Origin of the sequence: Enterobacter sp. 168J2, from assembly GCF_034107265.1 — a bacterium.
Lineage (GTDB): Bacteria > Pseudomonadota > Gammaproteobacteria > Enterobacterales > Enterobacteriaceae > Enterobacter > Enterobacter nematophilus.
In genome coordinates this window covers 312,417-334,639 of the sequence record NZ_JAWNEB010000001.1, presented here as the reverse complement: position 1 = coordinate 334,639, position 22,223 = coordinate 312,417, and the positions used below count along the sequence as shown (strand labels likewise).

Genomic DNA, 22,223 nt, shown 5'->3' with positions numbered 1-22,223 from the left:
ACGTGCCGCAACGCATTCTGGTGCTTGGCGCCAGCGGATATATTGGTCAGCATCTCACCACTGCGTTAAGCCAGCAGGGGCATCAGGTGCGGGCAACGGCACGCAGCACCGAGCGTCTGCAAAAACTCGCTTTGCCTGGCGTGACCTGTCACAACGTCGATCTCAACTGGCCGAAGGAACTTCCCGCGCTGCTGGAAGGGGTCGACACGCTTTACTACCTGGTCCACAGCATGGGCGAAGGCGGGGATTTTATCGCCCACGAGCGGCAGGTGGCGATGAACGTCCGCGATGCCCTGCTGCAAACCCCGGTGAAGCAGGTGATTTTTTTGAGCTCGCTCCAGGCGCCCGAACACGAGCAGTCCGACCATCTGCGCGCCCGCCAGCTGACGGCCGACACGCTGCGCGGGGCGAATATTCCCGTTACCGAACTGCGCGCCGGGATCATCGTCGGCGCGGGTTCTGCCGCCTTCGAAGTGATGCGCGATATGGTCTACAACCTGCCGGTGCTGACCCCGCCGCGCTGGGTGCGCTCGCGCACCACGCCGATTGCGCTGGAGAACCTTCTTCACTATCTGGTGGCCCTGCTGGATCGCCCGGCAGAACAACACCGCGTGCTGGAGGCGGCAGGCCCGGAAGTGCTGAGCTATCAGGAGCAGTTCGAACATTTTATGCGGGTGAGCGGCCGCAAACGCTGGCTGGTGCCCATCCCCTTCCCGACCCGGTGGATATCGGTGTGGTTTTTGAATGTGATCACCTCGGTTCCCCCGACGACCGCGAAAGCGCTGATCCAGGGGCTGAAGCACGATCTGCTGGCGGACGATCGCGCGCTGCGCGCATTGATCCCCCAGGAATTGATCCGCTTTGACGACGCGGTGCGTCATACGCTGAAGGAAGAAGAGAAGCTGGTGAACTCCAGCGACTGGGGCTACGACGCGCAGGCCTTTGCCCGCTGGCGCCCCGAGTACGGCTATTACCCGAAGCAGGCGGGCTGCACGGTAAAAACCTCTGCGAGCCTTCACGCGCTGTGGGAAGTGGTGAACCAGATCGGCGGCAAAGAGCGCTATTTCTTCGGCAATATTCTCTGGCAAACGCGCGGCGCACTGGACCTGCTGGTCGGTCACCGTCTGGCGAAAGGTCGCCCGGCGCATCCGTATCTTAAGCCAGGCGATGCGGTCGACAGCTGGAAGGTGATCATCGTCGAGCCGGAAAAACAGCTGGCGCTGCTGTTCGGCATGAAGGCACCGGGGCTGGGGCGACTCTGCTTTACCCTCAAGGACAAAGGCGACCACCGGGAGCTGGACGTTCGCGCCTGGTGGCACCCGCACGGGATGCCGGGTCTGTTCTACTGGCTGTTTATGATCCCCGCCCATCTGTTTATCTTCCGGGGAATGGCAAAACGCATTGCGCAACTGGCAGAACAAAAGACGAAAATAAGTTAATAAAACCCTCTTTCTTTCACCTTTCCCATTGCAACACATCGTAATTCACGAAAGAATGCGCACGAAATTCTTTTCAACACAGTGGATTGATATGAAGGTACTGGTTACCGGGGCGACCAGCGGCTTAGGCCGAAATGCGGTCGAATTTCTGCGCAACAAGGGCATCAGCGTCAGGGCCACCGGTCGCAACGAAGCGATGGGTAAACTGCTGCAAAAAATGGGCGCGGAGTTCGTCCATGCCGACCTGACGGAGCTGGTCTCCTCGCAGGCGAAGGTGATGCTCGCCGGTATCGACACGCTGTGGCACTGCTCCAGTTTTACCTCCCCGTGGGGGACCCAGGAAGCCTTCGATCTCGCCAACGTGCGCGCCACGCGTCGTCTGGGCGAATGGGCCGTCGCCTGGGGCGTGCGTAACTTTATCCATATCTCCTCCCCGTCGCTCTATTTCGACTATCACCACCATCGCGACGTGCAGGAAGATTTCCGCCCTGCTCGCTTTGCCTGCGAGTTTGCCCGCAGCAAGGCGGCCAGCGAAGAGGTGATCGACCTGCTGGCGCAGTCAAACCCGCATACCCGCTTTACCGTCCTGCGCCCGCAGAGCCTGTTCGGACCGCACGACAAAGTGTTTATTCCGCGTCTGGCGCAGATGATGCACCACTACGGCAGCGTGCTGCTGCCGCGCGGCGGCGATGCGCTGGTGGACATGACCTATTACGAAAATGCCGTCCACGCCATGTGGCTGGCAAGCCAGCCGGACTGCGATAAGCTCATTTCCGGCCGCGCCTATAACATCACCAACGGTGAACCGTGCACGCTGCGCAGCATCGTGCAGCGGCTGATTGATGAACTGCAGATCGACTGCCGTATCCGTTCCGTGCCCTACCCGATGCTGGACATGATCGCCCGCAGCATGGAGCGTTTTGGCAGTAAATCCGCCAAAGAGCCCGCGCTGACGCACTACGGCGTGTCGAAGCTTAACTTTGATTTTACGCTGGATATTTCGCGCGCTGAGATTGAACTGGGATATAAGCCAATTGTGACGCTGGATGAAGGCATTGTGCGCACGGCGGCGTGGTTACGGGATCACGGGAAGTTGCACCGGTAAGCGTCCAGCCTCATGTAGGCCGGGTAAGCGCAACGCCACCCGGCAAAAGACAGAGTGTGCGGCCTGATGCCCTCACCCCGGCCCTCTCCCACCGGGAGAGGGTGCAAACACTAAAACGGCAACCTTTCGGTTGCCGTTTCGCTTTTACAGAGCCGTCCAGGCATCAGCCCATGCCAGACCTGCGCCTGGTTCATAGTATGCCGGGGCGTTGTTACACCAGCCGCTGTACGGGAACGGTTTGCACTGGAACAGTTTACCGTGGTTGTTCACGATATCACCTGCGTTGTACTTGCTGTTCGCGCTCCACGCCGGGTAAGCACCGTCATCCTGAGAAGGCGTTGAGGCTTTCGCCTTCACGTTCAGCAGGTAGGAGGTGGTGCTGCTCAGTTCGCCATCGCTGACGGTCAGGCTCACTTCAATCTGCTGCGCCGTGGCGGATTCTGGCGCCTTGAAGGTCACAACCGCTTTGTCCTGACCGGTCACGGTCTGGCCATCCTGAGAACGCCAGGTGTAGGTCAGCTTGTTACCATCCGCATCGGTAGAACCTTCCGCGCTCAGAGAAACCTGTGCACCCGCTTCAACGGCGCCGATTGGGCCAGCAATGTGCGCAACCGGTGCATGGTTCACCGCAACAGGCTCAGCCGGGGTTTCATCCGGCGTCGGCGCTGGAGCCGGTGCCGGCGTTTCATCTTCTGAAGGCGCTGGCGTTACCGGGGTTTCGTCCGGCGTTACGGCAGAGCCGTCATCGTTTACGATGTTGACGTTGTAGAACTTCTGCACGCACTTGGTGTAGTCACCGTCTTTAAAGGCGCTGAACGGCGTCTGGTAACCCACCAGCTGGCACGCATAGGTTGAACCCGTCGGCGTATCCGGGCTCCATCCCCAGTCCTGTTCCCAGTAAATCTTCAGGGCACCAGCACCACCTTCGTCAAACTGCTTCATGTTGGCGCAGCCCAGCACTTCGTTGGCCGGGACAGGCACTTTCAGGTAGTTCGCGAACTCTTTGTAGTACTTGATGCGGTTCTGAGACTGGGCAATTTCAGTCGGGCCGCCGCACTCTACGCCGCCGTTGATGATCTGGGTGGTCACGCCGAAGCCGGGGACCAGACCGTTGGCTTTATCATGATCGTTCGGCTGCCACGTGCCGTCGATAACCTGCAGCATGCTTGGTTTTGGCGGCTGCGGGTAGGCGAAGAAGAAGATCGCACTCGCCAGGTTCAGCCAGGTGTCCGCCACCAGCTCAGGTTTATCGAGCAGGGTGCGCACGTCGCCGTACATCGCCTCAGAGAATGGACCGTAGTTGTAGTTGTAAGACAACTGCTTCGCACCGCGGCCAAAGTAGCTCAGGAAGTCGCCGTCTTTGTCTTTACCGCACGGCCAGGTCTGCCCCTGCCACACGTCCGGGTTACATTCGCCGTTATAGCCGCCCTTCTGGCCTTCGCTCCAGCCCATTTCACGCACGTGAACCAGCGCCTGTCGCCATTCGGCTTCCGGACGCCAGCTTTCGTGGCCGCCGGTTTCCTGAGCAAAGTGCGCAAACATGGTTGCCAGCTCTTTGCGGCAGATCGCGTCGCTGTCGCGACCGTCGTTGTAGGTCTTACACAGCGCCGGGAATTTACCCACCGCTTTCAGGAAGTTGCTGTAGGTATATGCCTGAGCGCGCAGCGGGAAGAGATATTCCCAGTCGCTGGCCTTCACGATCCCTTCAACGCGCTTCACGTTGTCCGGGTTTGCCGCGCGGCCTGGTTCAATCAGTTCTACCTGGGCGTTATCCAGCGTCTTGATGGTCTCTTTAACCGAAGCCATCAGCGGGAAATCCGTCAATTCCTTCTCTTTCTTCGCCAGATCGCTGGCTTTCATGGTGTATGGTTCACTGGTGGTCGCCTGCAGCGAGGCAGCCTGCGCCATAAACGGTGCTACGCATGCGCCGGCAACGAGTACACTCAGTAACGTCCTTTTATTCATTTCAGTATTCCTGTTAATTGAAGTTAAAGTTAAATCCCGGCTTATGTATTAATCCTTTAATAAATAAACCACAGACAGCTGTTTTCACTTTTCGAAGAACACCCTCGGGAATTCTTCAAAAATAAAAAACCTTTCTATTGCGCCGCTAATTTCAACTGCTGATATTTTTTCCAGACCTTATGGGCATACATCATTCGCTGCGGATAATTCTCTTTTTTTAACCCGGCGTTATAGGCACCTACCGCTTCCCAGTTATAGCCATATACCTTTATCATCCCGGAAAGGATCGAGGCGCCGACCATGATGGACGTACAGGGCTCGGTCATCAGTCGATATTCGTCAATGCCTCTGCTTTCCAGCTCCGTAAAATGTGTACTGTTAATTTGCATTAGCCCGACATCACGCGTGCCGTCATGATTTTTCCCAATCGCGTATGGATTCATACCGGATTCAACATTAGCAATGGCATACAATAAATAGGGATCGACATGATAATAGTGCGCGGCTCTGTCCCAACAATTTGCCAGCGCGCTTTGGCTTATTATCAATAACAACAATATTAACTTTTTCATTTTTACCTGCTGTAAGCGTCAGTGATTTCTCCTTAGTAACATCCTGTAAAATGAAGTTTGAATCACTCACCATCCCCAGCGGGAATGGTGAGTGTTTATCGGGCTAGATTATTTGCAGTCTGTTGAAGGACCTTCTTTCACCCATACATCGCTGTTGGCCGGGTTATCACCGCGGGTCCACCATTTGGCACGGTAAACGTTGCCCTGGTAGGTTGTGGTTTCGCCGCCGTTGTAGACGAGATCAGAACGCCAGTTCATCTTCACGTCGCTGACCAGTTCCCAGGCATCCACGCCGAAGCCAGGCTGGTTGCCCTGCGTCCAGTACTTCGCTTTCCACACCAGATGGTCGAAGCTTACGGTATCGCCATTGTTGTAGATTTTGCTGGCATCCCAAGCGGCATATTTGCTGGCGTTAGCATCGACAGGCGCGTCGCAGCTACCGGTTGCAGAACCTTCGTCAGACGGTGGAGTGACATCATCAGATGGAGGCGTCACATCATCAGCCGGAGGAGTTACGTCATCAGCCGGTGGCGTAACGTCAGCCGGTTTCGGATTCACGGTAACCTGCACGTTAGACTGCACGCTGGTTTTACCATCGCCTACGACCACGCTCAGGGTGTAAGTCGACGTAGAGGCAACGTCTGGCGCAGTGATGCTTACGTTCGCGGTATCAGTACCGGTGGCGTGCATATCCGCTGGAACGCTCCAGGCGTAGGTCAGTGCATCACCGTCTGGATCCGCAGCCTGCGCATGCAGAGAATAGGTTTCCCCTGCCTGCAGCGTTACCGCTTCCATTGCGTTCACAACTGGAGCCTGGTTCGCTTTCGGCGCTTTGTTCACAACCTGCACATCAATTGCGTTGCTCAGGCCTTTTGCATCCGTAACCGTCAGGCGGAACGTCATGCTCTGGTCGCTGGTCGCTGCCGGAATGTTGAAGGTCGCTTTCGCTTTGGTGCTGTTGGTGATGGTCACAGATGGGCCAGAAACCTGGGTCCATTTGTAGGTAATCGCATCGCCATCCGGATCGCTGGAAGCAGAGCCATCAAGCGTGACGGTTGCCGGGCCAGAGACGTTCTGATCCGCAGAGGAAGCGATTGGCGCGTGGTTGGTGACCACCGGATCAACCGGGGTAGAACCGCCCAGCAGGCTTTCGTTCATCGCGTTCAGGATGTCGCCGGTATCAGAGTCGATGGACCAGGCAAAGAGACCACCCAGGTTTTTAGACAGCACGTACTTGCCTTTAGCGGCGGTAGAGCGTGCATCTTCATAGGTGATCAGGTCGCCGGTAGACTTATTGAAGACATATGGTGCTTCTGCGTCCGCGTCATAACCATATTCCCAGCCTGGCTTGCCTTTGTACTCATTAACGATCTGACGATAGTCAACCACGCCAGGTTCCCAGGTGCCTTTCACCATCCCGGTGGCGGTACCGGTGAATGGATTGTCACCGGTGTAGCCATGCACGCCGGTCCAGCCGCGGCCATACATGCCCGCACCCACCACGATCTTGCCTGGCTGTACGCCCTGTGACAGCAGCGCGTTAACGCCATTTTCAGTGGTGTAGTCGGTGTCTGGACGCCATGCTGGCGCACGCAGTGCAGCCTGGTGACCCAGAACGGTGTTGCTCCAGCCGCCGTAGAAGTCGTAGCTCATCAGGAAGATATGGTCGAGGTACTGCTGAGCAGTGGTGTAATCCACGTCTTCAATCTTATCGCGGCCTGCACCGATGGCGCTGGTCAGTTCATAGGTACGGCCAGTCTGAGCAGACAGCTCGTTCAGCATGGTGCGCAGGTCGTGCATCAGCGCGGTATAGGTTGCTTTATCCTGCTGCGGATTGCCCAGGGTTTCGGTTACACCGCCGCCGCCAGGGAATTCCCAGTCGATATCCACACCGTCAAAGAATTTCCAGGTCTGGAGGAACTCTTTCACAGAGGAGACGAAGCGGGCGCGAATTGCCGGATCGCCCATGTGGAAGAACGGATCGGAGAGCGTCCAGCCGCCGATGGATGGCAGCACTTTCAGGTCCGGATGCGCTTTTTTCAGCGCCATCAGCTGGCCAAAGTTACCTTTGTACGGGTCGTCCCAGTTGGAGACGCCTGCCTGAGATTTTTGCAGCGCGGCCCATGGATCGTGAATTGCCACGGTGAAGTCAGGACGGCCTTTACAGTCGTTCTGCAGCACGCGGAAGCTGTTGCCGCCTTCAATGGTTTTCAGGCCGTCGTTAATGCCGTCGCCGCCACAGATTGGAATAAAGCCGTACAGAATGTGGTTGAGGTTGGCCGCAGGAATTTTATCTACCGGGAAGTTACGATCGTAAACGCCCCATTCAGGGAAGTAGGCTGCAACCACCTTGTCGGTGTGTTTCGCGAAGGTTTTGTTGTTTTCCTGCAGAGGCGTATTCAGCGGCAGCAGGTGGCTACCGTCGGTATCAGCGACGATAATCAGCTTGCTGGCGCTTTTCGCACAGCCGCTGGCGTTACACACTTCTACCTGCTCCTGATAGCGTCCGCCTTTTTTCACTTTGAACGTAGCAGAGCCCGTCGCGCCGCCCGCACCGGTCCACACGGTCTGTCCGTCCAGCAGAACTTTAGCTGAAGTCGGTGCATCTCCGCTCCAGACGTTCCATTCCACTTTGACATCCACGCCATCGTTATGCACTTTGACCAGATTGTTATAATCCTGAGCATTCTGATCCACTTCAACCAGGGCAAATTTGTCGTTGCCGTAGCCGAGAGTCGGTGCGCCTGGCGCCGCTGCAAATGCGGAGCTGGTTGCCGCCGCAATAAAGAGCGCCAGATATTTAGGCTTCATAAATTTCATTTTTATTTCCTGATAAATTTATACGTAACGTAATAATCCATGTCTTCCTTGAGAGCATGGAGTCTATTTGCGTAAAGCTTATTTAACCAACCTGAAAACCGTGACAATAAAAAACGTTTTGCTGCGTTGTATTCCTCCATAAAAAGATACAAGCCCAAATTCCGTGTAGCTTATATCTCTTACGATACACTGAGCGCAAAGAGGCGTCCTTCTCTTCCACCGTCAAAAAATTTATAAAAAAACTTGACCCGTATATTTAAAATATGAAAGCAAACTGCTGTCCAATAAACACCACTATTCCAGCAAATGAGAGATACGGTCCGAAAGAAATAGTGAGGTTATTTTTATTTAAATTATTTACGGTGAAATAACCCACAATACCGCTCAGCGCTGCCGCGAGTTCAATCGAAGGCAGCGCCTGCCAGCCGCACCAGGCGCCTAAGGCCGCCAGCAGCTTAAAATCGCCATATCCCAGCCCTTCCCGTCCTGTAAACAACCGAAATGCCCAGTAGAGCAGCCAGAGGGAGAGGTAGCCCGCTACCGCACCGAACAGCGCATCGCGCAGCGGCAGCGTGTGGTCAAACACATGGAACAATAATCCTGCCCACAGCAGCGGCTGCGTCAGACAATCCGGCAGAAGCTGATATCGCCAGTCGATTATCGCCAGGGGCAGCAAAAAGGCGGCCAGCAGCCACACGGCAAAGAGTGACTGGATGTCCGGCATCCACCAGGCGGTGATGCCGCAAAACAGTGCGGAAAAAAGCTCGATTAAAAATAGCCGCAGGGGGATAGCCGTTTTGCACTCGCGGCAGCGCCCGCGTAATACAAGCCAGCTGACCAGCGGGATATTCTCCCAGGCGGCCAGCGTGTGCTGACACGCCGGGCAATGCGAGGCCGGAAAGAGCAGATTACCGCCACCCTCTTCCTGCATGACCATGCCCGGCACGCGTTCGGCAACCACCCCAAGAAAGCTTCCGACAATGCCGCCTAAGATCGCACTCATTAACGGGAACCCCACCGGGTAAACGTCCCGCATCAGCGCGAACGTACTCATGCGTTTTTGCTCCAGGTGAGCTGGACTTCCGCTTTCACATCGCTGAGATGATCCACCGGCGTGAGGTTCATTTTCTGCAGCCTGACGCCGGAAGTCTGGTTTATTTCCCGCAGCCAGTTTTTCAATTCGTAGACGTTTACGCGACTGACCACGAACGATAATGTTTGCCCATCCTGACGCACATCCGCCAGAGGGAGATGAATTTCCTGGGCGCTGTTCTCTACCACCGTGCGTGGATTATCCGTTTTGACAATCTGGACCTGAAGATGGTTTTTATCTATTTCGCTGCGCATCCAGTTCAGCGTCTCTTTTTGTCTGGTCAGGGTGGCCTTGCTGTTCTGAATCATATTATCCAGCGGGATCATGCCCGCATAATAAATAACCGCCCCCGCTATTGCGGCGGCACATATTTTCAGAATGATTTTTTCCCTGGCGCTGTAATTCTGGTAACGAGACTTAAGCTGCGTGATTCGCTCTTTCATTTATATTTCCCTGCGATCATGGCGGTATAAGGAGCAGAGGTCGAAACAGGCTGTAAGGTGAAATCGAAATACTCCCCCGCCTGGTTTACAAACGCCTGCAACGCGGATTGGCTTTGCGAACTGGCGCTCAGCGTCAGCGTATTTTGCTGAGCATCGTATTCGAGCAGCGCGATCTCCAGCGCGGGCACGGCCTGCCTGGCTTTTTCCAGATCTTCCAGCTGCAGAAACACCCCTTTGCTCTGCTTTTTCATATTTTGACCAAAGTGGTATTTGATATTGGTCTGCTGGCGCATGCTGGGGAAATGGTGCTGGTAAACCTGCAGGATCTCCTGCTGAAGCTGATTTTCCTGCTGCACCAGCATCCAGGCCATGGCGACGCGCGGGCCCAGCAACAGGCCGAGAGAGAGCAGGCCCGCTGCGACGAGCGCCGCTTTAACGCCTTTCGAGGCTTTACCGTTACCCGCTTTAGGGCTGAACTCGCCGTGCAGGAGCGTGACGCGACAGGCCTGCCACTGGGGCTGGATCAGCACCAGCGGATGCTGCCATGCCTGAGCGATGTCGACGACCACACCAGCAGGCGCTTCGCCGTAACAGCACACCTCCCCCTCTCCGGCCTTCTGCATCAGAAGCGGCAGCAGGCTCGCCTCCATTTCGCTGGCGACGTGCGGTGATAAGCGCAGCCAGTAGCCGTCATCCACGGCAACAAGGGTACTTCCGCCCGCCGTCACGGGGAGCAGCCAGGCATCCGGCAGCACCTGGATCACCTTTAACCCCGCCTCCTGGCAGCGGCTTAACCACCCGCGCAGCAGGTCGGCGTCTATCGCCACCGCATCCACCTCGGCGCCTTTTTTGTTCAGCACAGTCCAGTGGAGATTATCCACGTCGCCAATCAGCGTCTCTTCCGCCATCCACGAGAACGCCGTCGCCTGAGAGGCGACTTTCTTCGGCAGCGTAAAATGGCGGAAGATCATGCTGCTGGCGGGCAGCAGCAGACAAACACGGGCCGCCAGCGGATGGTCCGCCAGCGCGTCCAGGCTCTCCAGCGTCTCAACCTGCTGGCTGCCGGAGACACAGCCCATTATTTTCCCGCCCTCGCGGTTATCGGGACGAACAAAAAGTACCTGTTTCATAGCGATCTACTTTTCTTATTCAATCATTCGGTAACGACGTTGCCACGTCACGATCTCACCGGCCTCGTTATTGACCTGAAGCTGGCTAACCACGCGAAGCGTTAATTCATCGGTATTGCCGGTATAGTTCACGCGGAAATACCGGCTGCTGATGGAGAGAAGCTCGGCCACCTGCGGGAGATCGTCTTTCAACTGCGGGAAGGTTTGCTCCAGCGCCTTGCTGAAGGTTTCCATATTTTCCCAGCCGGTTTCAGGACGCGAGTCAATCAGGCGAACGGCGTCATCTTCCGTTAATTTTCCGGGGAACAGGGCGGCCAGTAAGGCGGCCTGCTCCGGTTTTAGGGTGTTCACATCCACCTTGCTGGCAGAGTCCGGCAGCGCGCAGAGCAGCTTGCTCACCTTCGGGTATGCCGCTACCGGGAACGCGGGCAGCTGTTTGATCTCAGCAATGGTGCGCATCATCTGGTTCGCGGGCTGGCGGGCGGGCACAACGCCCGCCCAGGCATCGCTCTCTGCACCGTCTTTGGCCGTCGTCGCGTCGCCATCGAGATAGTCCACCAGCTGTTGATACACCTCTTCCGCCGCAGCGTGGCTGATGCCGCTTTCCGTCAGGATCTGTTCAACAATCTGCTCGTTGCGCGGTTTTTCCGGCACGGCGGGCGCGTTTTGCCCCTGCGGTATTTTCTCTGCGGCCAGCAGGTTGTTGACGTTAAAGCATTCCTGCGCGTCTTCCACCTGGCTGACCACCGTGTAATCTTCGCCCCGGGTTTCCAGCGGCTGGTGCCAGTCGCCGTCAAGGTTCAGGGCCTTGTTTTCACCGCTGGCGTCGGTCTGCAGGCGGTCTTTCACCACCTTCTCCTGCGCCTGCATCGCCCAGCGCAGCTGCTGCTGGCTTACCTGGTAATGGGTTTTCTGCAGGTTGCGGCAGAACTGCTGGCTGATTTTGGCGGCCAGCGCCGACATCATGACCAGCAGGATCAGCACCACCAGCAGCGCGACCCCTTTCTGTTTACGTAATGCACTCATGATTTTGCTTCCGGTGCCGGTGCTGGCGACGGCGCAGGCGCGGCCTCTGGCGCAGCGGCTTCAGGCATATCGCCCGGGGTCGTGAAGACCCAGCGCCAGGTGTCGCCGTTTTCCATGGTCAGCGTCAGCTCCACGCCGTCCGGCAGATGCGCCGCGTCGCTCCAGCTTTTCTGCCAGCCCTGACGGTAAAAACGCCACTGCAGGGATGTCACCTCGCCGACAATCGGCACTTCATCGGGTTTGACGTCCGCCGGGCCGTCAATCACCGGCCAGACGTCGCGGTACAGACGCCCCTCTTCCAGCCGCCAGCGCACGCGCTCCAGCTGGACCGTTCCGCTCACCCCGTTCAGGGTGGTCAGCTCAAGGGCATCACCCTCCTGACGAAACAGCTCCGACTCGTTGCGCGGCGCGCGCGCCTGAAGCTGATAAAAATCGCGCTCCATCAGATTCCAGGCCCGCTGCAGCTGGTTAAGCTTTGCGGCGCTGGCATCCGTCGCCGAACTGGTGCGCATCGCACCGTCCAGAATTTGCCAGGCCAGCGTGCTGATCACCGCGAAGATGGTCAGGGCAATCATGATCTCCAGCAGGGTAAAGCCGCGCTGGCGTCGCGTTTTCTTCACTTGCTCTCTCCCGGCGGAATGATGTGCAGCGCAATCACCGGCTGGCTGTCGTCGCCTTCCGCGTAGACGCGGATCGCGTTCGCCCAGACGCCGTCGGCGGTTTTTACCCGCTGCTTGCGCCAGTTCCAGCCGCGCCCGCCCATGATTTCCGTCCCCTGCGCCTCGGCGTCCGGGAAGTCGGTTTTCGTGAGTTGCGCTTCCGCCAGCTGATTTTCCGCCACCCAGCTGGCCTGCAGCGTGTCCGCCAGGCCGTGGGTGAAACGCACGTTCAGGGAGACGGAGTTCATCAGGGCCAGCGCGGCGGTGGAGAAGATCGTCAGCGCGACCATCACCTCCAGCAGCGTCATCCCCTTTTGCTTTTTATTGCCATTAGCCATCGTTTTCTACCGATACCGGGGCCGCGCCTTGCGACACCACGCGGAAATGGTGCTGTTTGTCGTAGCTTTGCAGCGTCAGCGTGAAGCGGCTGATTTCACCGTCCGGTAAAAAGAGGACCTGCGGGTCGGAGGTTACCGTGGCGGCAAGGCGCTGCGGCGAGAGCGACACGTGCATCTCCTCCGGGAAATCGCCTTTGGTGGTAATACGTCCTGCGGATAACGGCACCCAGCGACGTTCGCCGTTTTTATCGTCGAGCGTTACCAGCTGATAGTTATCCGTGGTAATTACCAGCCCGACGATATTTCCGTCCATCACCGCACGGTCTGAACCATAATCAACGAGGGCTTTTAATTGCTGGCCAAATATATCCGCACCGCTGCGCGAGGGTATTGTTGACACCACCATCATGGCGCAGCTGGCAAATATCACCAGCGCCAGAATAATTTCCAGCAACGTAAAGCCGCGTTGTTTATTCATTATTTCTCTTTCTTATCCAGAGACCAGTTCGTAATATCATCAGCGGTATTGGCTTCACCGTCCGGACCGGCTGAGAAAACGTCCACCGCGCCGTGTTCGCCCGGGCTGACCAGAATGTAATCCCCACCCCACGGGTCCTGCGGCAGGCGGCGAATATAGCCGTCCGCGCGGTAGCCGTTCGGGATTGGCGCGATTTCAGGCTTGGTCACCAGCGCCTGCAGGCCCTGCTCCGTGGTCGGATAACGGTGGTTATCCAGCTTATACATATCCAGCGAGCCTTCGAGGGCGACAATATCGCTGGTCGCTTTTTGTTCGTCCGCTTTCTCTTTATTGCCCATTAAGTTCGGCACCACCATGCTCGCCAGAACGCCGAGAATAACGATAACCACCATTAATTCGAGCAAGGTAAAGCCCGCCTGGCGCGCCAGGTTTTTACGTTTTAAAGCCATGATTTAACCTACCATATTATTAAGTTGCAGAAGCGGTTGTAATATTGACAGTACGATGAATAAAACAATCGTTGCCATGGATACCACCAGCGCCGGTTCAAATACCGACAGCGTTAATGTAATGCGATGCTGTAATGCCGATTCCTGGTTTTCCGCCGCGCGGTCCATTAAATTGCCTAATTCCCCGCTCTCTTCGCCGGAGGCAATCATATACAGCATGGTCGGCGGGAATAATTTCGCCTGTTCCAGCGCCGCATACAGGGATGCCCCCTGGCGCACGGTATCCGCCGCCTGCTCCAGCACCTGCCGGGCGTAGAGGTTTTCGATACCGTCCATCGCGATGTACATCCCCTCCAGCAGCGGCACGCTGCTGGCCTGCAAAATGCTCAGGGTGCGGATATAGCGGGCGCTGTTGATGGCGCACACCAGCTTTTTAATCGGCGAGCCGTTCACCAGCCAGCTGTTCCAGCGAAAGCGGTTTTTGGCGTTCCTGAGCCAGGTTTTTAAGCCAATAAAGCCGCCCCCCAGGATGCCCACAATATAGATGCCGTACGCCTGCAGGAAATCGCTCACCGCAATCAGCGTGCGGGTGGTGATCGGCAGCTGCTGCTTCATGTGGGTGAACTGCTCAATCACCTGCGGCACCACCGCCACCAGCAGGATGCTGATGACCGCGATGGCCACCACCGTCAGGGTGATCGGGTAGACCATCGCCTGCGTCAGCTTGCTTTTCATCTTCTGGCGCTGCTCGTTGTACTCCGCCAGCTTCTCCAGCACGTCGCCCAGGTGGCCGGTCTTTTCACCGGCCATCACCAGGGTGCAGTAGAGCTTGTCGAAGGTGCGTGGGAACTGGCTGAAGGCGTCGAACAGCGTGTGCCCTTCCACCACCTTCTCGCGAATTTCCACGACCATCGCCGCCAGCTTTTTGTCTTCCGTCTGCTTCGAAATCGCTTTCAGCGCGCTCTCCAGGGGCAGCGCGGCGTTAACCAGCGTCGAGAGTTGGCGGGTAAACATCGACAGCACCGGCGTCGAGAGCTTAGCCCCGGTTTTCGCTTTGCCGGATGCCGCCGCCTCGCGGGTTTCGGCGATGCTGACGGGCATCAGCTTTTGCTCGCGCAACATCTGGCGAACCTGCTTTTGCCCCTCGGCCTGCAGCGTGCCGCGCTGGGTTTTCCCCGCGGCATCCGTCGCCGTCCAGGCGTAGAAGGCCATTACGCATCCCCCCCACGCTCGGCGGTGACGCGCATCACCTCTTCAAGAGAGGTCACGCCGCTAATCACCTTCAGCAGCCCGTTTTCACGCAGGCTGTAGGCCTGCTTAAAGAGCTGCGTTTCGATGGACATTTCGTCTTTATCTTCATGAATGGCGCGGCGCATGGTGCTGTCCACCACCAGGAACTCATGAATACCGGCCCGGCCCTGGTAGCCGCTCTGGCGGCAGTGTTCACAGCCTACCGCGCGGTAGATTGCTTTCGGCGGCGCGTCCATAAAGCTGAACAGCGCTTTTTCATTGGCGTCCAGCGGACTGGTGGTCCGGCAGTGCGTGCACAGCCGACGCACCAGACGCTGGGCAATGACACCGAGCAACGATGAACCGATTAAAAAGGACTCCAGCCCCATGTCCCGCAGGCGGGTTATCGCCCCTGCGGCGCTGTTGGTGTGCAGCGTAGACATGACCAGGTGACCGGTAAGCGACGCCTGCACCGCAATTTGCGCGGTTTCGCCGTCACGAATTTCCCCGATCATCACCACGTCCGGGTCCTGACGCAGAATGGCGCGCAGCCCGCGGGCAAAGGTCATGTCCACGCGCGGGTTAACCTGCGTCTGCCCCACCCCTTCCAGCTCGTATTCGATCGGGTCTTCTACGGTGAGGATGTTGCGCTCGTGGCCGTTCAGCGCCGAAAGAATGGCGTACAGGGTGGTACTTTTACCGGAGCCTGTCGGCCCGGTGACCAGGATAATGCCGTGCGGGCGGTCAATCAGCCCTTTCAACTTCTCCAGCTCTTCATCAATCAGGCCCAGCTTGTTGATGTCGGGCTTTAAATTGCTTTTGTCGAGCAGACGCATGACCACGCGCTCGCCGTACTGGGACGGAATGGTCGAGACGCGCACGTCAATCGCCTTGCGGCCAATGCGCAGGGAGATACGGCCATCCTGCGGCAGACGCTTCTCGGCGATGTCCAGCTTTGACATGACCTTGATACGCGACACCAGCAGCGGCGCGAGCTTGCGCGCGGGCTGCAGCACGGGACGCAGCACGCCGTCGACGCGGAAGCGAATGCTCAGCGTGCGCTCGAAGGTTTCGATATGAATATCCGACGCGCCGTCCTTTACCGCCTCGCCGAGAATGGCGTTGATGAGGCGGATCACCGGCGAGTTTTCGTCGTTATCGAGCAGATCTTCGTTATCCGGGATCTCCTCGGTTAACGCCATCAGGTCGATGTCCGCGTCCATGTCGTCCACCAGCTGCTGCGACACGCCGCTGCTCTGCTGCCAGATTTTAGCCAGCATCTCGTCGAAGGCTTCCGGCGTCAGGGTGACCGGGACGAACGCGCGTCCCAGCACCCGGCGCACCTCCAGCAGTGCAAATGCCGGGGTGTCATCACGGATATAGACGTCATTGTTGTAGAACAGCACGCCGTTATCTTTTGCGTAGCTGCTGCTACACAGCGTTTTACTCAGTTCGTCCACGTTATCCCTCCGCCTTACTCTTTAAACGGATTGCGCGTCGCGCTGGTTTTCACCGGTGCGGCGCTGGTGCTGGCAGAAGGAAACGCGGGCAGAATGGCGTTATCCGCCGGTTCAAGAATGCCGAGCTTTTTCTCCTCCACGCGCTGCATCTGGCGAACGCGGATCTGGTCATATTTCTCTTTCGACGCCGCGCTGTAGTTTTCGTCGTCGCGCAGGACGGTGGTATGGATAAACACCATCAGGTTGCGTTTGGACGTATCCTGCGAGGTGTAGCGGAACAGTTGCCCGACCAGCGGGATATCCCCCAGCAGCGGCACTTTCGAAACCGACTGCTTAGTGACGTTTTCCATCAAGCCGCCAAGCACCACCGTCTGGCCGCTGTGCACCATCACTTCGTTATTGATGGTGCGGGTGTTAAAGGTTGGGCCGAGGCTGGCGTCTTCCGTCGCGCTGTTGTCTACGCTGGACACTTCCTGCTCAATTTTGAGGTGGATCATGTCGCCATCGTTGATTTGCGGCACAATTTTCAGCTTGGTACCGACGGTCTTACGCTCAACGGAGTTAAAGACGTTGTCGCCGCTGGTGGTCTGCGAACCGGAAAGGACCGGCACGTCCTGACCGACGTTAAACGACGCCTCTTTGTTATCCAGCGTAACCACGCTTGGCGTGGAGAGAATGTCATTTTTACCGTCGGTAGAGAGCGCGGTCATCAGGGCGCCAAAATCACCGTTAAAGAAGCCGGTCGCCAGGCCGGTGAAGCTCGCCCCTTTCATGGTGCCGTTTTTAATCTGGCTGATTGGCAGACCGGTGGAGCCGAACTGCACGCCGCCGTGCTTGCCGGTCCACTGCACGCCAAGATCCAGACCGTTGCCGTCCTGCACTTCAGCAATGATCGCTTCCACAAGAACCTGCGGACGACGAATATCCAGCTTGTCGATCACCTTCTCCAGGGAGTTCATCACGTTAGGCTGCGCGGTGATCACCAGGGAGTTGGTTGACTCGTCGGCGGTAATATTCAGATCCGTTGAGGCGCTCGCGGTTTTCGCTTTAGAGGTGCCCGGCTTGTCTTTCAGCTGCTCGCCAATCCCGGTGAGGACCGGAACCACTTTGGTGGCGCTGGCATATTTGAGATAGAAGACGCGGGTGTTCCCCTCGTTGTTCTGCTCACGATCCAGCTGATGAATAAGGGAACGGGTACGCGCGCGCGCGTCTTCCGGGCCGCTGATCACCAGGCTGTTGGTTTCGTCATCGGCCACCACTTTGGTGGCCAGCTGCGGCGCATTCTGCCCTTTCTGCTCCTCGTTGCTGAGGTTGTTCAGCATATCCGACAGATCTTTGGCGGAAGCAAAACGCAGCGGCACGATTTCGCGACGCTGAATACCGTTTTTATCGACGCGCTGCACCAGGTCTACCAGGCGGTTAACCACCGAGGCTTTACCGGTTAACAGCAGCACGTTGGACGGTTCGAAGTGGACCACGTTACCGATACCGCTGGCATCGTTCAGCTGACGCAGCAGCGGGGCAAGTTCGCGCACCGGCACATTTTCCATGCGCACCACGCGAGTGATAATCTCATCGCCTTTGCCCGGATTTTTGCTGTCGGCCAGCGGCGCACCCGCGGTGCGGGCGACGCTTGAGCGCACCACTTTCACCATACCGTTGTCCATCGGGATCACCGACAGACCGTACAGATCCAGCACGCTCAGGAAAAACTGGTAATACTCATCTTCCGTCAGCACGTTATAGGTTCTGACCGACACCGTGCCCTGAACGGACGGGTCGACGAGAATGGTTTTGTTCAGATTGCGGCCTACCGTATCGATAAACTCGCGGATATCGGTATTTTTAAAGCTCGCGCTAAAGTTGGCTGCAAGCAGCGAACCGGAATATAACGACAATGCGGTCAGCGCCACGCACGCCCAAGGAAATTTCTTCATGTCTGTACACTTGTTAATTGTTTAGAACATTGACCCGAATATTTTCAAGGTGAGCGTGACGTCTGACGACGACCTCCGCTTCTTTCATCTTCGACCAGCTGGCAATAATACTTTTTGCCTTTGCTTCATCGGTCATATCGACAGAATTGACTTCTACTGCCACGTCGCCTTTTTGTAGCCCGGAATGGCTATAGAACGACGAGGCGTTCCTTGGATTGATGTTGTAGCCTTCCAGCTGGCCTTTTTCGATTAACGGTTTGAGCACCAGATAATCATCCAGATGCACGCTTTCCGCGCCCGCATCTTTCGTCGATTTGGTTACCGGGCCGCTGTCAACGCCGCCCTTAAAATAGTCAGGCTTATTTAAAGCCAGTACCTGCGTAGCACCTTCGTAATTAACCACCACATTGTCTTTGTTAATTTCCTGAATAAAGGCATCGTTAAAACCGGTCAGCGGCTCACCTTCACGGTAGCTCTTCTGACCTCCCGGCGTTTTGATCACCGCGAAGGAAAGCCAGGCGTCATCGCTGCGCACGATACCTTCTATCTCCGCTGCCAGCGGGGCTTTCGTCGCAGTCGGTAAGTTGTCCTGACGCACCGCAGCCGTGAAAAGGGTGAATTTTTTTTCTTCACGGCGATTTTTCAGCGGCTGTTCATCAGATTTAGCCAACTTATTCGTAACTTTTTTATAATCTTTAAACGTCAGATAGCCTTGCTGGCCGCAAAAAATTAACAGCGCAAACATAATGCAGGGCGTTATCCACCGTGACAGAAATGAGAACCTCATTTTTCATCTGGCCTTTAACAAAGCGAAAATAAGCAGCGTCGTGCTGCGCCAATATGTGAGAAAATAGTAATTAGCTGCTGTAAATGCGACCACTGACTTTGCCGCTAACTTTCATAAAGAAAAATATTGACCGTATAAAATCCAGATGTTAGGCGTGGCCCGGTGGATATTTTTACCCTGCGCGCAAATTGACCACCCTGTAGCGTTACTTTACTTTCTCGTCCTGTTGCTATTCCTAATCAGAGACGGTAAGTCGTTATGTATCAGAGCCACTTTCATTTTAAAAACCCGCCGTTCAGGGAGATTATCCGTTCAACCGGGGATTTTCTGGTGCCCTATCATCAGGACGTGTTTAACCTGCTGAAAGAGAAAACCCAACGGGCGGGCGTGAGCGGTCTCTTTTGTGACGACGCCCGTTTGTCAGGTCAGTTCAGCCATGCGCTGAAATCCACGATGCCTGGCGTGCTTGCCATCAACGCGTTTCCAAAACTGAGCGCCAGTAGCCTGCTGTACAAGCTCAACCCGGGAACGAAAGAGAACAAGAACCGAATTCAGGCGGTGGATGCCGTGCTACAGCAGTGGCAGAGCGGGAAAGCCAAAGCGAAAGTGCTGGTGATTAACCATGCCGAAGCCATGAAAGAGAGCTGCCACGAGGTGCTGGGCATGCTGCTTGCACGCGCCCAGGAGCTGGAGTTTCGCCTGGCCGTGGTGCTGATGGGCACGACGGATCTGGACGCCGTTTTGATGCAGCAGTCTGAACTGCGTGAATATGCGCATACCCGCCACACGCTACGCCCCCTGACCTGCCGGGAATTTCTCAGCTATGTCCAGGCGCAGTGTGAAGAGCACGGGTGCGAGAACTCGCCGCTCACCCCGGCGCGCGTGCGCAAGATGCACGCGCTGACCAAGGGGAATATCAGCAAGCTGAATGAACTGGCACACCTGTCGATGCTGGCCGCCTGGACTGAACGTGCACTACAGGTCAGCCCGCGTCATTTACGCCTGGCGGCCGGAGAGATCCTTCCTGCGAAAAAACACGGTAAGCGCCTGGCAACCGTGGGACTGTTCGCTTCCGTGCTGTTCGCCGCCTGCGGCTGGTATTTGACCTCCTCGATCACCGCAAAACTTCCGGTTCAGCTGCCGGTGCCCGTCAGCTGGAAACAGCAGGCGCCAAAAGTTGAGGCGCCCGCGGTGCCGGTTATCGACAAAGAAATGGTTAATCAGCCGGATGCGATGCATCAGCTTTACCTGATGTGGGGGTATGACGCCTCGGCGGATGACGCTCTGTGCCAAAACGCCGCCAAGGTGAACCTGATGTGTAAACAGGGCAACGCCTCGCCGGATGCGCTGGCACGAGAGGGTTATCCGTGGGTCAGTGAACTTAAAACCGGTGACCATCTTAACTACGCCGTGGTCGCCCGCGTTGGGGATACCTCTATCGACCTGCTGATGAACAACCGCACCTGGCAGGTAAGCCGCCGCTGGTTTAACCAGCATGCGACCGGAAACTATACCCAGCTGCACCGCCTGACGCCGGAAGGTAAAGACGCCATCAGCGCCGCCAGCGATGCAAAAGAGTTGGGCTGGCTGGATCAGCAGCTGAGCCTGGCGCTTGCCGAGCCTGAAACCCATTCACAAACCTGGACGGCGGAGATGATGAAACGCACCCGCGAGTTCCAGCAAAAAATGCATCTGCACGTGGACGGTATTCCGGGGGAAGACACGCTGATGCATCTGATGCGTGAAACGCATACCACGCCGAGCGTATTGCTGCAGGCCACACCAGACGCCAAAACGCAGGAGAAGCATTCCTAATGTCTACCATTTGTCTTGCGGCTCAGCGCAGCTACGTCACCGGGGAGGCGGTCTGGTTTTCATACCGCGTCCCAAGCCTGAGAAAAATCTTTGGAAATACCTTTTTGTGGGCGTTAGGCCTGTGCGCCATGGTCATGGCAGGGCTATACGCGCACGTTTACTGGAACCTGCGCCATCCGGCGCCGGAACCGGTTAAAGCGAGCGTCGCGAAACCCGAAACGCAGCTTTCAGATATGCACTACGTGTATGTGAGTAAGCCTTTCCCGCGTCCGCATCCAAAACCCGCGCCGGTGCACGCGGATGTTCCGGCCATGCAGGATCTGCCCATCATCAGCGATGATGCCGACTGGCAGCAGGCACCTGACGGCGGCGTGCCGCACGATACGTCGCGGGATACTTTACCCGGAACCGAAGCGCACGATGCGGTACCCGCCAGCGCAGGCGGTGACGATGCCTCAATAACCGAGTTATTTAAGCAGGCATTAAAAGAACAAGAGCAAGATTATTCGCAAGGAAAAATTCCCGCGCCGCCGATTGACGAAACGCAGGATAATTCGCAGAAAGGTGCATTACAGAAAGTAGACTCCCGGCCTCCTTTGAGTAAGAAAGGAGACCGGCTGGAGTAGTTAATATTTTTCAGGCAATGTTGTCAGGTTAAGGAGTCGACCCTTCTCGACGACAATGTACTCCCCTTTTTTCAGGTCGGAGAGAATTTTAATAATGGTACTGCGCGCCAGGTTGGTGTATTCCTGAATATAATCATAAATATTGATATCGCGCTGATGATGAACAATCAGATCGTTAATTTCGTACAAAAATTCACGTACGACAGAATAAGCGCTGCGGGCAACCAGGACATCGTCGCGTTTGCTCAGCATGCAGATGTACCAGGAGAGAACTTTGGTCAGTTGAGGCCATAAATTGTTGTCGGTCATCAGCTGCGCGAAGACCTCTTTTTTGATTGAACGCACCACGGTGTTGGCGCGAACCAGTCCGTACATATGGGTTGCGTTGTAGTACATCGACGAGAGACCAAAGATGCACTGGCCCGTTACCGTGAACATGCACAGCTCGTCGGATTCGCGTCGGAATTCCACTTCGCCGCTGACGATAATATGAATATATTGCGAATCAGATGTGGATATTTTTTGCCATTTCTTTAAGGTTTTTTCTTCAAAACCTGAGGTTGCAGAAATAATGGCTTCCATTTCATGTTGCGGACGTAATTTTTTTGCGTAGATGCTTAACATTGTTATACCCGATTTAAGATATGAAATTTTAATTTACAGGAATAAGGCAAAAGAAAGCCTTACCCTCAGAATATTTTGCTGAAGAAGTTCTCAAGGAGAAAAATAAAAGCTGAATGCGATATATTTATCTGCTGCATTAGTTAGCAAGCTATGTGTCTATCTTAAATGCGGATAATTTTAAGTCAATTAACTAAAAATGAATTGAGTTTGTACTTAAGATTAATCTG

Annotated in this window: 20 protein-coding genes; 4 read left to right on the top strand and 16 right to left on the bottom strand. The window is 56.2% G+C overall.

Annotation, left to right across the window (positions count from 1 at the left end):
* Window positions 1-2 precede the first annotated feature (2 nt).
* Window positions 3-1,439, top strand: a complete 1,437-nt coding sequence (locus USG84_RS01600) for an SDR family oxidoreductase (RefSeq protein ID WP_320738114.1) — start codon at window positions 3-5, stop codon at window positions 1,437-1,439.
* A 91-nt stretch (window positions 1,440-1,530) separates the two neighbouring features.
* Entirely contained in the window at window positions 1,531-2,544 is a 1,014-nt protein-coding gene (locus tag USG84_RS01595; RefSeq protein WP_253541378.1) for an NAD-dependent epimerase/dehydratase family protein, read from the top strand.
* Between the two features lie 144 nt (window positions 2,545-2,688).
* On the opposite strand, the gene USG84_RS01590 is transcribed toward USG84_RS01595, so the two are convergent.
* The 15 genes from USG84_RS01590 to gspC all read right to left on the bottom strand — a co-directional run bounded on the left by USG84_RS01590 (window position 2,689) and on the right by gspC (window position 18,889).
* Window positions 2,689-4,509 carry a glycoside hydrolase family 19 protein gene (locus USG84_RS01590; RefSeq protein ID WP_151412814.1) on the bottom strand — a complete coding sequence of 607 codons (1,821 nt, stop codon included), beginning with the start codon at window positions 4,507-4,509 and terminating at the stop codon, window positions 2,689-2,691.
* 134 nt (window positions 4,510-4,643) lie between these two features.
* The gene (gene iagB / locus USG84_RS01585) at window positions 4,644-5,081 is read right to left on the bottom strand and encodes a type III secretion system invasion protein IagB (RefSeq protein WP_151412813.1); all 438 of its coding nucleotides are present in this window, start codon (window positions 5,079-5,081) and stop codon (window positions 4,644-4,646) included.
* 108 nt (window positions 5,082-5,189) lie between these two features.
* Window positions 5,190-7,901, bottom strand: coding sequence for a glycosyl hydrolase family 18 protein (locus USG84_RS01580; protein ID WP_253541375.1), 2,712 nt, complete (start codon window positions 7,899-7,901; stop codon window positions 5,190-5,192).
* Window positions 7,902-8,157: 256 nt separating this feature from the next.
* Window positions 8,158-8,955: a prepilin peptidase gene (locus USG84_RS01575; RefSeq protein ID WP_151412812.1), complete on the bottom strand. Its 798-nt coding sequence runs from the start codon at window positions 8,953-8,955 to the stop codon at window positions 8,158-8,160.
* On the bottom strand, window positions 8,952-9,437 hold the full coding sequence (gene gspM / locus USG84_RS01570; RefSeq protein ID WP_151412811.1) for a type II secretion system protein GspM: 486 nt from the start codon (window positions 9,435-9,437) through the stop codon (window positions 8,952-8,954). Before gspM ends, USG84_RS01575 begins: the two co-directional genes overlap by 4 nt.
* Window positions 9,434-10,567 carry a type II secretion system protein GspL gene (gene gspL, locus USG84_RS01565; RefSeq protein ID WP_253541371.1) on the bottom strand — a complete coding sequence of 378 codons (1,134 nt, stop codon included), beginning with the start codon at window positions 10,565-10,567 and terminating at the stop codon, window positions 9,434-9,436. The genes gspM and gspL overlap by 4 nt, the downstream gene beginning before the upstream one ends.
* A 15-nt stretch (window positions 10,568-10,582) precedes the next feature.
* Window positions 10,583-11,593: a type II secretion system minor pseudopilin GspK gene (gspK, locus tag USG84_RS01560; protein ID WP_151412810.1), complete on the bottom strand. Its 1,011-nt coding sequence runs from the start codon at window positions 11,591-11,593 to the stop codon at window positions 10,583-10,585.
* Window positions 11,590-12,213 carry a type II secretion system minor pseudopilin GspJ gene (gene gspJ, locus USG84_RS01555; RefSeq protein ID WP_253541368.1) on the bottom strand — a complete coding sequence of 208 codons (624 nt, stop codon included), beginning with the start codon at window positions 12,211-12,213 and terminating at the stop codon, window positions 11,590-11,592. The genes gspK and gspJ overlap by 4 nt, the downstream gene beginning before the upstream one ends.
* Entirely contained in the window at window positions 12,210-12,590 is a 381-nt protein-coding gene (gene gspI / locus USG84_RS01550; RefSeq protein ID WP_061098732.1) for a type II secretion system minor pseudopilin GspI, read from the bottom strand. The genes gspJ and gspI overlap by 4 nt, the downstream gene beginning before the upstream one ends.
* On the bottom strand, window positions 12,583-13,068 hold the full coding sequence (gene gspH / locus USG84_RS01545) for a type II secretion system minor pseudopilin GspH (protein ID WP_061098733.1): 486 nt from the start codon (window positions 13,066-13,068) through the stop codon (window positions 12,583-12,585). The genes gspI and gspH overlap by 8 nt, the downstream gene beginning before the upstream one ends.
* Window positions 13,068-13,517: a type II secretion system major pseudopilin GspG gene (gspG, locus tag USG84_RS01540; protein WP_006809430.1), complete on the bottom strand. Its 450-nt coding sequence runs from the start codon at window positions 13,515-13,517 to the stop codon at window positions 13,068-13,070. The genes gspH and gspG overlap by 1 nt, the downstream gene beginning before the upstream one ends.
* A 3-nt stretch (window positions 13,518-13,520) precedes the next feature.
* Complete coding sequence (gspF, locus tag USG84_RS01535) at window positions 13,521-14,729, bottom strand: type II secretion system inner membrane protein GspF (RefSeq protein WP_151412808.1); 1,209 nt, start codon at window positions 14,727-14,729, stop codon at window positions 13,521-13,523.
* Window positions 14,729-16,207 (bottom strand): type II secretion system ATPase GspE, encoded by a 1,479-nt coding sequence (gene gspE / locus USG84_RS01530; RefSeq protein WP_006809432.1) that lies wholly within the window; start codon window positions 16,205-16,207, stop codon window positions 14,729-14,731. Before gspE ends, gspF begins: the two co-directional genes overlap by 1 nt.
* A gap of 14 nt (window positions 16,208-16,221) precedes the next feature.
* Complete coding sequence (gene gspD / locus USG84_RS01525) at window positions 16,222-18,144, bottom strand: type II secretion system secretin GspD (protein WP_061098735.1); 1,923 nt, start codon at window positions 18,142-18,144, stop codon at window positions 16,222-16,224.
* Window positions 18,145-18,157: 13 nt separating this feature from the next.
* Window positions 18,158-18,889 carry a type II secretion system protein GspC gene (gspC, locus tag USG84_RS01520; protein WP_253541365.1) on the bottom strand — a complete coding sequence of 244 codons (732 nt, stop codon included), beginning with the start codon at window positions 18,887-18,889 and terminating at the stop codon, window positions 18,158-18,160.
* 300 nt (window positions 18,890-19,189) lie between these two features.
* Between gspC and USG84_RS01515 the strand changes: the two genes are divergently transcribed.
* Together USG84_RS01515 and USG84_RS01510 are read left to right on the top strand one after the other, a co-directional pair.
* Entirely contained in the window at window positions 19,190-20,746 is a 1,557-nt protein-coding gene (locus tag USG84_RS01515; RefSeq protein ID WP_151412807.1) for an ExeA family protein, read from the top strand.
* Window positions 20,746-21,372: a hypothetical protein gene (locus USG84_RS01510; protein WP_253541363.1), complete on the top strand. Its 627-nt coding sequence runs from the start codon at window positions 20,746-20,748 to the stop codon at window positions 21,370-21,372. The genes USG84_RS01515 and USG84_RS01510 overlap by 1 nt, the downstream gene beginning before the upstream one ends.
* Here the strand turns inward: USG84_RS01510 and USG84_RS01505 are convergent, their stop codons facing one another.
* Entirely contained in the window at window positions 21,373-21,996 is a 624-nt protein-coding gene (locus USG84_RS01505; RefSeq protein WP_061098739.1) for a helix-turn-helix domain-containing protein, read from the bottom strand.
* Between the last annotated feature and the right edge of the window lie 227 nt (window positions 21,997-22,223).

What these genes read in the sequence shown, in the direction of transcription:
- USG84_RS01590 (WP_151412814.1), bottom strand. Translation starts at nt 4,509, where the DNA reads ATGAATAAAAGGACGTTACTGAGTGTACTCGTTGCCGGCGCATGCGTA.
- USG84_RS01510 (WP_253541363.1), top strand. Translation starts at nt 20,746, where the DNA reads ATGTCTACCATTTGTCTTGCGGCTCAGCGCAGCTACGTCACCGGGGAG.
- USG84_RS01575 (WP_151412812.1), bottom strand. Translation starts at nt 8,955, where the DNA reads ATGAGTACGTTCGCGCTGATGCGGGACGTTTACCCGGTGGGGTTCCCG.
- gspI (WP_061098732.1), bottom strand. Translation starts at nt 12,590, where the DNA reads ATGGCTAATGGCAATAAAAAGCAAAAGGGGATGACGCTGCTGGAGGTG.
- gspG (WP_006809430.1), bottom strand. Translation starts at nt 13,517, where the DNA reads ATGGCTTTAAAACGTAAAAACCTGGCGCGCCAGGCGGGCTTTACCTTG.
- USG84_RS01580 (WP_253541375.1), bottom strand. Translation starts at nt 7,901, where the DNA reads ATGAAATTTATGAAGCCTAAATATCTGGCGCTCTTTATTGCGGCGGCA.
- USG84_RS01595 (WP_253541378.1), top strand. Translation starts at nt 1,531, where the DNA reads ATGAAGGTACTGGTTACCGGGGCGACCAGCGGCTTAGGCCGAAATGCG.
- iagB (WP_151412813.1), bottom strand. Translation starts at nt 5,081, where the DNA reads ATGAAAAAGTTAATATTGTTGTTATTGATAATAAGCCAAAGCGCGCTG.
- gspM (WP_151412811.1), bottom strand. Translation starts at nt 9,437, where the DNA reads ATGAAAGAGCGAATCACGCAGCTTAAGTCTCGTTACCAGAATTACAGC.
- gspD (WP_061098735.1), bottom strand. Translation starts at nt 18,144, where the DNA reads ATGAAGAAATTTCCTTGGGCGTGCGTGGCGCTGACCGCATTGTCGTTA.
- gspK (WP_151412810.1), bottom strand. Translation starts at nt 11,593, where the DNA reads ATGAGTGCATTACGTAAACAGAAAGGGGTCGCGCTGCTGGTGGTGCTG.
- gspH (WP_061098733.1), bottom strand. Translation starts at nt 13,068, where the DNA reads ATGAATAAACAACGCGGCTTTACGTTGCTGGAAATTATTCTGGCGCTG.
- gspC (WP_253541365.1), bottom strand. Translation starts at nt 18,889, where the DNA reads ATGTTTGCGCTGTTAATTTTTTGCGGCCAGCAAGGCTATCTGACGTTT.
- USG84_RS01505 (WP_061098739.1), bottom strand. Translation starts at nt 21,996, where the DNA reads ATGTTAAGCATCTACGCAAAAAAATTACGTCCGCAACATGAAATGGAA.
- USG84_RS01515 (WP_151412807.1), top strand. Translation starts at nt 19,190, where the DNA reads ATGTATCAGAGCCACTTTCATTTTAAAAACCCGCCGTTCAGGGAGATT.
- gspF (WP_151412808.1), bottom strand. Translation starts at nt 14,729, where the DNA reads ATGGCCTTCTACGCCTGGACGGCGACGGATGCCGCGGGGAAAACCCAG.
- gspL (WP_253541371.1), bottom strand. Translation starts at nt 10,567, where the DNA reads ATGAAACAGGTACTTTTTGTTCGTCCCGATAACCGCGAGGGCGGGAAA.